The following is a 12,646-nucleotide window of genomic DNA, read 5'->3' as shown; positions in this document are numbered from 1 at the left end:
GATATCCCATACGTAAGTACTGAAGACCCCTTGAAGACTACAAGGTTGATAGGCTGGGTGTGTAAGCATGGCAACATGTTGAGCTTACCAGTACTAATAGGTCGTGAGGCTTAGCCACTTTTTTCCATGAATAATTTTGAACGTTTTGATAGAACATAGCAAGCTTGAATTTACTACAACAGATTAAATATTATCAGTTTAATCCGGTGACGATGGCAAAGAGGCCACACCCGTACCCATCTCGAACACGGAAGTTAAGCTCTTTAGCGTCGATGGTACTGCATGGGAGACTGTGTGGGAGAGTAGAACGTCGCCGGATTATTTTTTGAAAGCCCGGGTCAATTTAAAATTGGCCCGGGCTTTTTTATTTGAATATTTGGGGGTTAGAATAAAAGTAAAAATTCTGACCCAAGAAACAAGGCTTGCTCTCCCGAATTAAGTGTAACTATTTAGTTTTTATGAGTATATTTTTTTGAATTAAAATTCATCGGAATTAATAAAATCACTTGAATTATTACTTAAAGATTGATATAAATATAAAGTTTTTGGCGCCCGTAGCTCAGCTGGATAGAGTACTTGACTACGAATCAAGGAGTCGCAGGTTCGAATCCTGCCGGGCGTACCACAAACACCAAGGGTTTTCAGGGCATAACTTGAGAGCCTTTTTTATTTGGAATGGAGTTTGTCCCCCCACATAGTTCCACTTTCTAAAGTATAGGGGGCTTTTTTTACATGGTTCATAAAAGGACCGTGCCAGGAATGAAAAACCCCCTGTCATCATCAAAGATACACAAAAAAGCGATATACTTCAGTATCCTGAAAAAGCCGAAGAGGAGAGGATAAGGGCCATTGTATCCCTTCCCATAAATCTTCGGGGTAAAATGATCGGTGCTCTCAGAATCTATCATTCAACGGTGTGGGATCTCTCAGAGGAGGATCTCTCCTTTCTACAGGTGCTGACTCATAATGTCGGCATAGCCTAATGTATTTTAGACTTTCAATTACGGTTCTGGAGATAAAAGAAAGTGTCAATGAGATATATCCTATTTGGTTATAGCAGGGAGAGGTACGGGGTGGTGTTGAAGTGGGTAAATCCCATATCTGGACATCTACCGTGAGGAATTGCTTCTTTTACCCAGGCAGAATGCAATGGTTACAAATTAAGGCTGAAAAGTATTTTAAAAGAAAGTGGCACTTTGGGTGCCAATGAAAATAAAAAACGGGTGCCGACTTTCCAGCACCCGTAAATTTTTAAAAGCCTTTATTGGTGGATTATTTCACCGTTATTGTCATATACTTTGATATCAATCATTTTACCGCCATCCAGGCGGTGAGTGGCGCAGCTGATTCAGGGGTCGTACGCTCGCACCGACATCTCTACCTTATTTAATATTGTTTCATCCACATGGCCGTCTTTGATAAGCATTTTTGCGGACTGCTCTACGCTCATTGAAATAGGGGCCAGGTTGTGGGTGGTACCAACAATCATGTTGGCTTTTTCAATGAGTCCGTTTTCATCGGTTGTGTAGTCATGTATCAAGGTCCCTCTGGGCGCTTCCACATGGCCTACGCCGCGACCGGCTTTCGGGGAGACTTCAAATCGGGTTTCTTTTCCGCAGATGGCTGTATCCATAAGCAGCTCAAGAGTCTTTTCACAGGCATATACCAATTCGATAAGTCTGGCCCAATGGTAGAGCAGAGTATGCTGGGCAGGGCGGCCGAATTGTTCCCTGAACGCTTCCAGTTCAGCCTGGGCAAGGGGGGTGGATATATGATCGCAGGTATTCAGTCTTGCTAGGCAATTGGAGCGGTAGACACCTTTGGGATTGTCAATATCCATGGAGAATCCCTGGTTCCAGGACTTCGCATAGGGAAATTTGCCATAGGATGTTGGTTCCACGTGTTCTGCGATATAATCAAGGTAATCTGCATCATTAAAATCCTGGAATGATCCGTCTATCATCATGAGTCGGATATTTCCATCATAGAAATTCAATGCCCCGTGGTAGTCCACCGTACCGATAAAACCTGTAGTGATAGAGCCAAGCGTGGTTACGTCATCCATATAAGCCGGGAAAATGTTTTCCTTGGCATGGGCCATGGAAAAGGTGGCAAAGTCCAGCAGGGTCTTGGTGCTCTCGATCAACTCTTTGCGCTGGCTGTCCGACATGGGTTTTGAAAATCCGCCCGGGACAGCTGCTATTGGATGGATGACCTTTCCTGCGAATTTTTCCATCATCATCTGTCCCAGCTGCCTCATTTTAATGACTTTCTTGGCTAACTCCGGTGCTGCCTGGGCAATCCCGATGACGTTCCTGACTTTGTAATCAGCATCCGGACCCATGATAAAATCCGGTGCTGCCAGAAAATAAAAGTGCAAAATTTTGTCGTTGATATGCGCCATATTCTGCATGCATTCGCGCAGCATGTGGCCTGCCGGGGCAACGTTTGCACCGAAACAGGCATCCACGGCTTTAGTGGATGACAGATGATGATGCCAAGGGCAGATTCCGCAGATACGGGTGACAATACGAGTCACCTCCTCAGCCGGTTTCCCCTGGACATATTTTTCAAATCCCCTGATGGAGTTAAAATGAGTGGTGGCCGAAGCCACTTCGCCGTTGTCGTCAAGCTGTATGTCAATATTTGCATGCCCCTCTATTCGTGACAGGGGGGAGATGTGAATTGTTTTTCCCATTTTTATTTGTCTCCTTTTATAGAAGGAACCAGCCGATTATGAGCACCTGAAAATCGCAGTAGGCTGCTTCGATCGGGGATGGATGTGATGTCGATACCGTTGGAAGCCAGGGCATTTAGCATGTCCAATAGCTGGTTTCCGTCTTGGCGAACAGGGCCGTAGCATCCCCTGCAGGGAACCCGGGCGCTGATGCACCTGGGCGCGTCGCCGTCATTGCCTGCGCAACCGGCTCGGGTCACGGGACCTGCACACAAATACCCCTGTTCCAGAAGGCAGCGCATTTCATCTATACCTTTGTCCGGATCGTATTCCGGATTTTCTGTGAAGCGTTTGATCGTGGTGATATTACCTTTGCCTTTTCGAATTGCAGGGCAGGTGTCACACACACTTTTAAAGGGAAGATCCGGGGTCTCTCCATTTAATAACGCTAATATGGCCGTGGCAATTTGGTCCGGGTGGGGAGGGCATCCGGGCAGATAAATATCCACATCTATCTTTTCATCCAGGGCATAACAGCGATCCAGCAGCGGGGAAATTCCTTGATCGGGGATTTTGGCGCCTGGTTCTGTGCTGTCTGTGGAATAATAATATTCCAAAAACTCATCGTTGGTGAACGAATTTATCAGCGCAGGGATACCGCCATGGGTAGCGCAGGTGCCAAGGGCAATGAGAATGTCGCATTTTTTGCGCATTTCATGGGCCACCTCAAGGTGTTCTTCATTGCGGAGGCCCCCGGATAGTAATCCCACCGTAGCCTTGGGGATATCAATTTCCCTTTTTTCTCCAAGTTGTCCATAGTGCTTGTGGTCCATGAGAACCGGAATATGAACAAATTCAATCTGGGGCAAAAGATCCAGAAGGGTTTCACCCAGATTCAATATGGCAATTTCACACCCTGAACAGGAGTTGAGCCATTCATTGGCAACTTTTACCGGCATGGGATCACCTCCTTTTTATGGATATTGAACATATTGGGGCCAAGCGCCCTTATTTTATTGGTGAACTCAGTGACTTTTTCGGCAAATCTTGGGCCTTCGGCGCCAGACACCCATTCAATGGTGACCCTGTCAGGATCAATGCCGGCGTCTTCGAGCAGTAGTTTAATCACAGTAATACGGGACAATGCTTTTTGATTACCATCCAGGTAATGACATTCGCCGGGGTGTCAACCCATGACCATGACGCCGTCCGCACCTTTTTTAAGGGCAGACAGCACAATATCAGGGTGGACCATGCCCGTGCACATGACCCGGATGGCTTTCATGTTGGGTGGATATTCCAGTCTGGACACGCCGGCGAGATCGCCGCCGGCATAGGAGCACCAGTTGCACAGAAATCCAATGATCGTGGGTTCAAATGTATCTTTCATTTTATGTTAAAATCTCCATTGATTATGCGTTTAAAATGGCGTCAACCTGGGCGCGCAACTGGCCGTTGGTAAATCCGTTTACCTGTACACCTTCCTTGGGGCAGGTGGCGGCACAAAGTCCGCATCCTTTACAAAGGGCTTCCTGAATCTGAACGCGTTGGTGTCGGTGTCCGTCCTGTGATGTGAACGAGACAAGGGATATGGCATTGAACGGACAAATATCCACACAAAGAGCGCAGCCGTCACAATTGTGTGTGACACAGGATTTGATGGCATCCAGTTTCAGGATTTTTTGGGACAGGATTACCGAGGCACGTGAGGCTGCAGCGCGGCCCTGGGCAATGGCTTCGTCTATGGGTTTGGGGTAGTGGCACATGCCTGCAAGAAATACCCCGTCCACGGTTGAATCAACCGGTCGAAGCTTGGGATGGGCTTCCATGAGAAAACCATCGGCATTGGATGAACATTTAAACAGGTCCACAAAAGGGGCCGTGTTGTTGGGTTCTATGGCCGTTGCAAGAAAAATTGCATCAGCCGAAATGCTTACCGGCATCTGCAATACCGGGTCAAATGCATTCACTGTGAGTTCGCCGTTTTCGTTGGAGACAGATGGCTTTTTGTCCCGGCTGTACCGGATAAAAATGACCCCAAGATTCCGGGCTTCCCGATAGAGCTCCTCCTTGTCTGCATAGGTGCGAATGTCCCGGTAAAGGATAAAAATATTTATTTCCGGCTTCTCTTTTTTCAGACGCACGGCTTTTTGGATGGAGTGGGTGCAGCACACCCGTGAGCAGTATGGGTGATTCTCATCCCTTGATCCCACACACTGGATGAAAACTACGGAATCCAGACTGCCGGGGTATTCTGGACTTTTTTGGGTCTTGGCACTGAAATCCATCAGCGTCATAACTCTGGGATCTTCATTATAAAGATATTGGCTTGGACGGGTTTCATGGGCGCCGCTGGCAATGATGCAGGCACCGAACTCAATGTCACTGGTCTGTTCACCTGTTGTCAGTTCTCCGGTAAAACTGCCCACAAACCCGGATACCCGGGTAAGTGTCGTGCCGGTCATGACCTGGATGCGTTCGTGATTTTCAACATCCTGAATTAACACCTTTAAGGCTGCCTGGATATCTTCGTTTTTCCAGGTGAATCCCAGCGCATTGGTCTGACCGCCCAGCTGTTTTTGTTTTTCAACGAGAATGGTGTCATATCCTTGGTCGGCCATATTTTTGGCCGCACTTAAACCCGAAAGGCCGCCGCCGATGATCAGTGCCTTAGGCGTGATGTTGACTTTAATGTCCGTGAGCGGAAAATTTTGGGTTACCTTTGCAACAGCCATTTTTACCTGGGTCTTGGCTTTTTGCGTTGCCTTTTCCGGTTCATGCGGGTGAACCCAGGCATTCATGTTTCGGATATTGGCCATCTCCACCATGTATTTGTTTAGGCCCGTATTCTGTAAAGTTTCCTGGAACAACGGTTCATGGGTTCTCGGGGTGCAGGCAGCAATCACCACAGCATTAAGTTTTTCTTTTTTAATGGTTTCGGCGATTAGGTCCTGGGTATCCGCGGAGCAAGTGAACATATTGTTTCCCACATGCACCACATGGGGTAGGGTGGCTGCATATTCGGATACGGCATTGACGTCCACCACCGCCGCGATATTGGTGCCGCAGGCGCAGACAAATACACCGATGCGTTTCTCCTGGCCTGAAATATCAAATTCATCGACAAATTTTTTCTCGATGGTCTGGGTGTTTCTTGCCGATGCCAGCACTGCCTTGGCCCGGGCTGCTGCCGTAGAGGCCACGGCCACGGACTGGGGAATGGCCTTGGGACTTTGGAAACTGCCGGTGACAAAAATGCCCGGACGGCTGCTTACAGAAGGGGAAAAGCTGCTGGTTTTCGCAAATCCGTATTGATCCAGTTCAATGCGGCAGGCATTGGCCAGATTTTTCGTGCTTTCAGGATTCGTAAGCCCAACGGATAAAATCACAAGATCAAAAAACGATTCATGATTTTTCCCGGTTTCATCCACCCACAGCATGCTGACGCCGTGTCCTTGCGGACCTTTAAGCAAGGTATGGGGACGGGATCTGACAAAGGATACACCCGTCTGCCGGGCTTTTTCGTAGTAGCGCTCGTATTCCTTGCCATGGGAGCGGATATCCATGTAAAAAATGGTTTGTTCACCGTCTCCATCGGTCATGTGGGACCGGGTCATTACCGCCTGTTTGATGGCATACATGCAGCAGACGCTCGAGCAGTATCCATTGTCGCCACAATTGATGTTTCTGGATCCCACGCACTGAATCCAGGCAATCTTTTTAGGTTCTTCGTTGTTTGATGCTTTTTTAAGATGACCTTCCCATGGACCTGAGGCGGAGAGCATACGTTCATATTCAAGACTTGTGACCACATCTTTATTTGTGTCATACCCGTAATAGTCAATGCCTTTCGGGGAAAAAGCCTCGAACCCCGGTGCCAGAATCAGAGCACCGACATCAAGTTCAAGAATTTCTGCCTTCATATCGTGGTTGATGGCCCCGGCGGGGCAGACCTTTGCGCAGATCCCGCATTTGCCTTTAGTTAGATAGATACAGTTGTCCGGATCAATGGCATATTTCAAAGGAACGGTCTGTCCGTACTTAATATAGGCGGCTTTTCTTTTGTTTAGACCTGCATTGTATTCATCATCTACTTTTTTAGGGCATTTTTCAGCGCAAAGACCACAGGCAATACATTTTTCTTCATCCACAAACCTGGGATTCTTTTTTACCTTAACCGTAAAATTGCCAAGCTCGCCGGATACGTCCGTAATTTCCGACAGCGTTAAAATTTCAATATTCAAGTGCCGACCGCACTCAACCAATTTGGGTGAAATAATTCACATGGCACAGTCGTTTGTGGGGAAGGTTTTGTCCAATTGTGACATGGCCCCTCCTATGCCGGCGGTTTTCTCAACAAGATACACGTAAAATCCGGAATCAGCTGCATCCAGTGCGGCCTGAATTCCGGCAATGCCTCCCCCTGCAACAAGTACAGAGCCCTTTACTTGACTAACCATGTTCAAACACCTCTTTCAAAATAAAAAATTGATGGATTATAAATTAAAAGCAATGCGGCTTTTTAATTTTTCAAGAACCAGTTGTGCAGCTTCTTCCACTGCTTTTTGTGCCACCGGGCAAAGCCCCGGACAGATTTCATCGGGAATAAATTCTGTGTTCATTGCAATGACCTCAACTTTAGTCCCCCGTTGGGCAAGCTGGGCCAAGAGATTTGATGACGGGCATTGGTGCAGGGAAAAATCCGCAAGTTTTTTTTTCGGTACCTTGGCCACATCAATGGTGAATATTTCTCCATGACGACGATCAGGCACGGTGATGGCGTCAATGACCACGACTAACTCCGGGGGGGTGTCCATGAGCAGCAGGTCAAAAACAAGATCACGAATTCCCGTTCCTGCGTCCATCACCAGAACGCTGTCCGGAAGGGTATCCGCTTGCTCTATTTTGTAAATAACCTCAGGGCCAAAGCCGTCATTGCCAAATAATATATTACCACAGCCGAAAACCAGGGTTTTTTTTGTATAAACTTTAGATGTCACTGAATTTCTTCCGTTTTTAATTTTGAATGCGGCGTTTAAAAAGCATTCAATTATTTATTATCAATATTTTTTATTAAAAAGTGATGTGAGTAGCAAAAATAAAATGGGGTGTCAATACGAAGAGGGTAACGTTATAAAATTAATATAAATTTTTTGTATTATATAACCTATTGAATAAAAATGATTTTATGATTTTATAAAGTTATTTTATCTATAGGATTAAAAATAATGTATAAAAATGTTTTATAATTTATACAGATGTATCATGCTGAGAATAATTCAATTTTATTGAATTATATGTTCAAAAAAAATTTTGTTCTCGGGTTTTATTTAAAAAAAAATAATCTTTATTGACACCCCCAGATGGAAGTGATAAATACACCGACGTTGCTTTAAACGGGACGTAGCGCAGCCTGGTAGCGCACTTGTCTGGGGGACAAGTGGTCGCTGGTTCAAATCCAGTCGTCCCGACCAAAATAAAAAAAGGCTTTCAGTTAAATTACTGAAAGCCTTTTTTGTTTGTGTATGCCTGGGTTGATTGCGGCTGTATTCCAGAAGTGAACTTTCCAGAGATGGAACCTATTGTATTTTTAAAAGGTTCTAAGAACTCATTTGAAATTTTCGATCAATTTTTATTTGGCGTAACCGGTAAATACGCAAGATATCCCTGCCCATGGCATCCATGGTGTAGTGTTTTTCAACCCTGGACTGGGCTTCCCGGACCAGGGTCTGAATCGTCTGAGGAGTATTCAGGACCCAGTTAATGATTTTTGGCAACGATTCAGATTGCCTTGGGTCAAAGACCCTACCGGTTTTATTATCAATAAGAATATCTCTGATACCGGGCGCATCCGGACCGATCACCGGGCAGAAGCAAGCCATGGCCCTTATTACTTCCCAAGGTACCCCCTGGTAAAAATTTTGGGAGTTGGGGAAATAAAGACAGCAGTCCAAGGCCTGGTAGAAGGCATCCTGTCCTTCTGGCAGCGCCGGTATATGCGCCAGGGAGATGAATCTTTTATCCATGGTATTCTGGTTTTCGGGGATACCGGCAATCACCAGATGATGAGAAGGGAAGTGCCGACTAAGTTGGTCAGCGATTTTGTAAAGCTGCTGTTTACTTTGGCGTGCTGTTTTACCAAAAATACCAATAAACCGGGCATCTGTTTCCAATCCCAAGCTGTTTGCCAGCTTTTGTCTGGCCGCTGTTTGGGGTGTTTCGTTTGGGGGAGCGGTAGCATCAGGCATGATAATGCCGTCGGGAATGGAGAAAATTTGCATGTCTGAAAGGGAAAAGGTCTGCTTCAAGTGCTTTGCGCTGTCTTTTGAAGTGGTGAAAATGTAGTGGCAAAGGGTTTTATAAATTTTTTTGTTGGGCCAGGTGCTTTTAACCCGTTTCCCATTGTGGCGGGACATGATCCGGCAGGGGACGCCCATGGTCTGGGCTGCCTTCAAAGCAAGTTTGGCATCGCCTTTTCCGTGGGCATTGACCACAAAGGGTTGTTCTCCGGCAAATATCTGTTTGATCCGCCCATACTCACCGATTCCGGCCAATGATTTGAAGGACATGGGATAAACCATCAATCCATTTTGTTTGGCTTTTTTGAACAAAACACTATCCCCAGGTGCAATAATGGCTACCTGGTGACCATTTTTTTTCATCCACAATGATTCACAAAGAATTCGTTTTTCCCTGTTTCCCCATAGGATTCGACTTGACGTATGGATGATTTTATAGAATTTATTCATGTATAATCAGCCGTGTTCGCGCAGGATTGCTTCAACACGTTCAATATCTTCGGGCAGATCAATCTCAGGTGAATCATATTGGGTGACAGCCACTTTGATGGGGAAGCCGTATTCCAGCACCCGAAGCTGTTCCAGCTTTTCCACCTGTTCGCAGGTGCCGCTGTCAAGGGTGACGATTTGGTCCAGAAAGGCTTTCGTATAGGCGTAAAACCCTAAATGCTTATAGTAGTCTACATCTGTCTGGCCGTCCCGGGGAAAGGGAATCTGGGCCCGGGAAAAATACATGGCAAAGCCCTGGCGATTGAACACGACCTTTACGTCCTTGGGATCTGTAATTTCCCGGGGATTTTTGATTTTATACGCCAGGGTGGACATGGCAAGGCCGGGATCTTCGTCAAAGGGCCTGATCAAATCATCAAGGCTTATAGGATCAAACATAGGCTGATCCCCCTGGATATTGATGATAATATCTTTATCATCCGCACCAAGCATCTTGGCGGTTTCAGCCACCCGGTCCGTACCGGAGCGGCAGGTGTCCAAGGTCATTACGGCGTCTCCGCCAAATGCCTTGACGGCACTGACAATACGTTCATCATCCGTGGCAACAATGGTTCTTGTCACCACGGATGATTTTTGGGATTGCTCAAATACCCGCTGGATCATGGGCTTGCCTGCAATGTTAATCAACGGCTTGCCCCCAAGTCGACTGGAACCGAAACGAGCTGGAATCACTGCGATGGGCATGGCTACATCTTCTCAAAAAGGCTGCGGGCCTTGTCACGGGTCATGATATTTTTCCAGTCTTTACCCAGGCAGTTTTCCCACAAGGGATCAAGGCCTAATGCTACACGGATCATGGTTTCCATTTGATCCCCGGTAAGGTCCTTTGTTAGCCCTCTGGGAATGTCCACCCCTGTTTTGTTCATAATGGCTCGAAATTCTTTCACCCCGTCAGGATAGTATTCATCCAGGGTGTCAAAGGTGATGCAGCAGCCTACACCGTGATGGGTGCCAAGCACATAGGATAGGCCATAGGACAAGGCATGGCAGGCACCCACCTGGGAGTACGCAATGCTCATGCCGCCGAAAAAGGAGGCCATCATCAGCTTGTCAGCCGAATCTGGATGGTTATCCACAAATACCTGGCGGCAAAGATCCAATGATTTTTCCCCATAGGCTTTGGAAAATTCATTGATATAGGTGCCCTGCAAAGACTCAATGCAGTGAATATAGCAGTCCATGCCGGTGTAAAAGTGCTGTTCCTTGGGCACGTCTTTGGTCAGTTCAGGGTCCAGGACCACCTGGTCAAACACCGTATAATCGGAGTTCAGTCCCAGTTTTTTCTCGGGTCCGGTGAGCACGGCCGTCCGGGAAACCTCGGCACCCGTACCGGAAAGGGTGGGTACGGCTGCATGCCATACGGCCGGGTTCTTGATCAGATCCCATCCCTGGTACTCGGTGGATGAACCCTCATTGGTGAGCATCAAAGAGACGGATTTGGCAAGGTCCATGGCGGAGCCGCCCCCAATACCGATGACAGCACAGGGAAAGGCAGCGTTGAAATTTTTTGCTTCCAGGGTGAGCTTATCCACATAGCCTGTTTTGGGCTCATCCGCGACATTGACCCACAAAAGAAAATCGTTGTCATGCAAGGGGATGCGTTTTTCAAGGTCCTTGCCTTTAAATACATCATCCACAACAAAAACTGCCCAGTCTTCACCGGACTTGCGCCGACCGCCCACTACCTCGTCAAGCTGGGCAAAACAGCCCCGGCCGAAAAGAATTTTGGGAACCAGCTTAAAATTTCTGAACATTGATAAATCCTTAGGTTAAAGCATTTAATACAGCCTGTATACGTTTGTCCATATCATCATCGGTCCAGGACAGCATGATCTGCATGGACAGCGCCCGTTTCATGATGTCTTCACTTTGTTCCAGGACAAGGCCTTCATAATCCGGCAGGTCGGCACTCAATTCAAAAGGCAGTTTGGCTGCACGTTTCATTTTCTTGAGGTGGTGCCATTCTTTATAATAATGCCAGTTGTTGTTATACCAGTAGGCACAAGGTGCCCCGTTTTTTGCAAGTTTTTTTGCCGCCTGTTCGGCCTGATCTTGTGTGGGCATAAAAAAGCTCAAGAAGGTAGCCGAGTCCCCATCCGGGTCGGGAAGTGCGCGGAAGGTAACGCCTTCAATTTTTTTCATGGCATCTTTTATGGCGGCTTTATTTTTTTTCTGGATTTCAACGATGCGGTCAAGTTTGCCTAACTGGGCAACCCCCACTGCGGCATTAAGTTCGGATATTCTGTAGTTGGTGCCCATGATGGGATGGTCGTCCGCGCCTCGGTCCGGCCCGCCTAGGTGGTCATGGCCATGATCGGCATACTGGCAGCACCGGGTATAAATATCTTCGTCATTTGTAATAATACCGCCGCCTTCACCACAGGTCACGGTTTTAACCGAGTCAAAGGAAAAACAGCCGGCCTTGCCGAATGTGCCCAGATGACTGCCCTTAAAACTTGCGCCCAAAGACTGGCACGCATCTTCCAAAAGTATCAGACCCTTTTTATCGCAAAAGGCTTTTATCTCATCAATCCTTGCCATGGCCCCGCACATGTGCACCGGTACTACTGCCTTGGTCCTCGGTGTTATAGCCGCTTCCAGGCGGTCCGGGTCCAAGCAAAGGGTCTGGTCAATGTCTGCAAACACAGGGACTGCACCTGCCTGGATCAAGGCTTCAAATGTGGCCACAAAGGTAAACGGCGGAACAATAACCTCGTCCCCAGCCCCGATGCCGCAGGCGGCAAGGGCCGTGCAAAGGGCTGCTGTTCCGCTGGAACATAGGTGGCTGAACCTCGTACCTGTTATTTGGGCCAGTTTTTTCTCAAATTCCAGGGCTTTAAAATGGCCGTTTCTGGCCCCTTCAAATCCGTATCTGAATAAAACGCCCGTTTCCAGTACATCATTGACCTGTTTACGTTCCTCATCTGAAAATAATTCAAAGCCAGGCATGCGATCTCCTTACGTGTTGCACATATCTTTCCGCCCAGTGCGGAAAAATTTGATAATTAACTATAAAAATTAGGAATAAATAACAAAATCGGGATATCTTTTCAAGACAGATCCAAATATTGACTTTCATTTTTCTAATGCTTATAACCCTTTTATCGGAAAGGTTCAATATGAGGCAGAAACCGTAGCTCTTTTTACCAAGTTTTTTTAC

Annotated in this window: 10 protein-coding genes, 2 tRNA genes and 2 rRNA genes (1 of these 14 cut by a window edge); 5 read left to right on the top strand and 9 right to left on the bottom strand. The window is 47.0% G+C overall.

The window, feature by feature from the left end; genetic code table 11:
- The 4 genes from EYB58_RS22010 to EYB58_RS24970 all read left to right on the top strand — a co-directional run.
- A 23S ribosomal RNA gene (locus EYB58_RS22010) occupies positions 1-118 on the top strand (it extends 2,862 nt beyond the left edge of the window).
- An 84-nt stretch (positions 119-202) separates the two neighbouring features.
- Positions 203-319: ribosomal RNA gene (gene rrf, locus EYB58_RS22005) — 5S ribosomal RNA — on the top strand.
- A gap of 229 nt (positions 320-548) precedes the next feature.
- Positions 549-625 (top strand) — tRNA-Arg (locus EYB58_RS22000).
- 151 nt (positions 626-776) lie between these two features.
- Positions 777-983, top strand: coding sequence for a GAF domain-containing protein (locus EYB58_RS24970; protein WP_111958959.1), 207 nt, complete (start codon positions 777-779; stop codon positions 981-983).
- Positions 984-1,348: 365 nt separating this feature from the next.
- On the opposite strand, the gene EYB58_RS21990 is transcribed toward EYB58_RS24970, so the two are convergent.
- From EYB58_RS21990 to EYB58_RS21965, 5 genes are read right to left on the bottom strand one after another with little or no spacing between them, the layout of a single operon-like run.
- Entirely contained in the window at positions 1,349-2,698 is a 1,350-nt protein-coding gene (locus EYB58_RS21990) for a Ni/Fe hydrogenase subunit alpha (RefSeq protein WP_207309107.1), read from the bottom strand.
- 2 nt (positions 2,699-2,700) lie between these two features.
- Positions 2,701-3,636: an NADH-quinone oxidoreductase subunit B family protein gene (locus tag EYB58_RS21985; RefSeq protein WP_111958955.1), complete on the bottom strand. Its 936-nt coding sequence runs from the start codon at positions 3,634-3,636 to the stop codon at positions 2,701-2,703.
- Complete coding sequence (locus tag EYB58_RS23680; RefSeq protein ID WP_163354600.1) at positions 3,627-4,067, bottom strand: hydrogenase iron-sulfur subunit; 441 nt, start codon at positions 4,065-4,067, stop codon at positions 3,627-3,629. Before EYB58_RS23680 ends, EYB58_RS21985 begins: the two co-directional genes overlap by 10 nt.
- 22 nt (positions 4,068-4,089) lie before the next feature.
- Positions 4,090-7,137 (bottom strand): FAD-dependent oxidoreductase, encoded by a 3,048-nt coding sequence (locus EYB58_RS21975; protein ID WP_163354598.1) that lies wholly within the window; start codon positions 7,135-7,137, stop codon positions 4,090-4,092.
- Positions 7,138-7,173: 36 nt separating this feature from the next.
- On the bottom strand, positions 7,174-7,677 hold the full coding sequence (locus EYB58_RS21965) for a hydrogenase maturation protease (RefSeq protein WP_111958951.1): 504 nt from the start codon (positions 7,675-7,677) through the stop codon (positions 7,174-7,176).
- A 397-nt stretch (positions 7,678-8,074) separates the two neighbouring features.
- Here EYB58_RS21965 and EYB58_RS21960 point away from each other — a divergent pair.
- Positions 8,075-8,151 (top strand) — tRNA-Pro (locus EYB58_RS21960).
- A gap of 126 nt (positions 8,152-8,277) precedes the next feature.
- Here the strand turns inward: EYB58_RS21960 and EYB58_RS21955 are convergent.
- From EYB58_RS21955 to EYB58_RS21940, 4 genes are read right to left on the bottom strand one after another with little or no spacing between them, the layout of a single operon-like run.
- Complete coding sequence (locus EYB58_RS21955) at positions 8,278-9,426, bottom strand: glycosyltransferase (protein WP_242637482.1); 1,149 nt, start codon at positions 9,424-9,426, stop codon at positions 8,278-8,280.
- A 6-nt stretch (positions 9,427-9,432) separates the two neighbouring features.
- Positions 9,433-10,170, bottom strand: coding sequence for a 3-deoxy-manno-octulosonate cytidylyltransferase (gene kdsB / locus EYB58_RS21950; RefSeq protein WP_111958947.1), 738 nt, complete (start codon positions 10,168-10,170; stop codon positions 9,433-9,435).
- Positions 10,171-10,172: 2 nt separating this feature from the next.
- Positions 10,173-11,240 (bottom strand): iron-containing alcohol dehydrogenase family protein, encoded by a 1,068-nt coding sequence (locus EYB58_RS21945; protein WP_111958945.1) that lies wholly within the window; start codon positions 11,238-11,240, stop codon positions 10,173-10,175.
- Between the two features lie 10 nt (positions 11,241-11,250).
- Complete coding sequence (locus EYB58_RS21940) at positions 11,251-12,435, bottom strand: DegT/DnrJ/EryC1/StrS family aminotransferase (RefSeq protein WP_111958943.1); 1,185 nt, start codon at positions 12,433-12,435, stop codon at positions 11,251-11,253.
- Positions 12,436-12,646: the final 211 nt, after the last annotated feature.

The sequence above is a fragment of the Desulfobacter hydrogenophilus genome (assembly GCF_004319545.1).
In the GTDB taxonomy this organism is placed as follows: domain Bacteria; phylum Desulfobacterota; class Desulfobacteria; order Desulfobacterales; family Desulfobacteraceae; genus Desulfobacter; species Desulfobacter hydrogenophilus.
Note: the sequence above shows the minus strand (reverse complement) of the source record. Positions and strands in the feature narration are given on the sequence as shown.

What these genes read in the sequence shown, in the direction of transcription:
- EYB58_RS21990 (WP_207309107.1), bottom strand. Translation starts at nt 2,698, where the DNA reads ATGGGAAAAACAATTCACATCTCCCCCCTGTCACGAATAGAGGGGCAT.
- EYB58_RS21985 (WP_111958955.1), bottom strand. Translation starts at nt 3,636, where the DNA reads ATGCCGGTAAAAGTTGCCAATGAATGGCTCAACTCCTGTTCAGGGTGT.
- EYB58_RS21955 (WP_242637482.1), bottom strand. Translation starts at nt 9,426, where the DNA reads ATGAATAAATTCTATAAAATCATCCATACGTCAAGTCGAATCCTATGG.
- kdsB (WP_111958947.1), bottom strand. Translation starts at nt 10,170, where the DNA reads ATGCCCATCGCAGTGATTCCAGCTCGTTTCGGTTCCAGTCGACTTGGG.
- EYB58_RS21945 (WP_111958945.1), bottom strand. Translation starts at nt 11,240, where the DNA reads ATGTTCAGAAATTTTAAGCTGGTTCCCAAAATTCTTTTCGGCCGGGGC.
- EYB58_RS21940 (WP_111958943.1), bottom strand. Translation starts at nt 12,435, where the DNA reads ATGCCTGGCTTTGAATTATTTTCAGATGAGGAACGTAAACAGGTCAAT.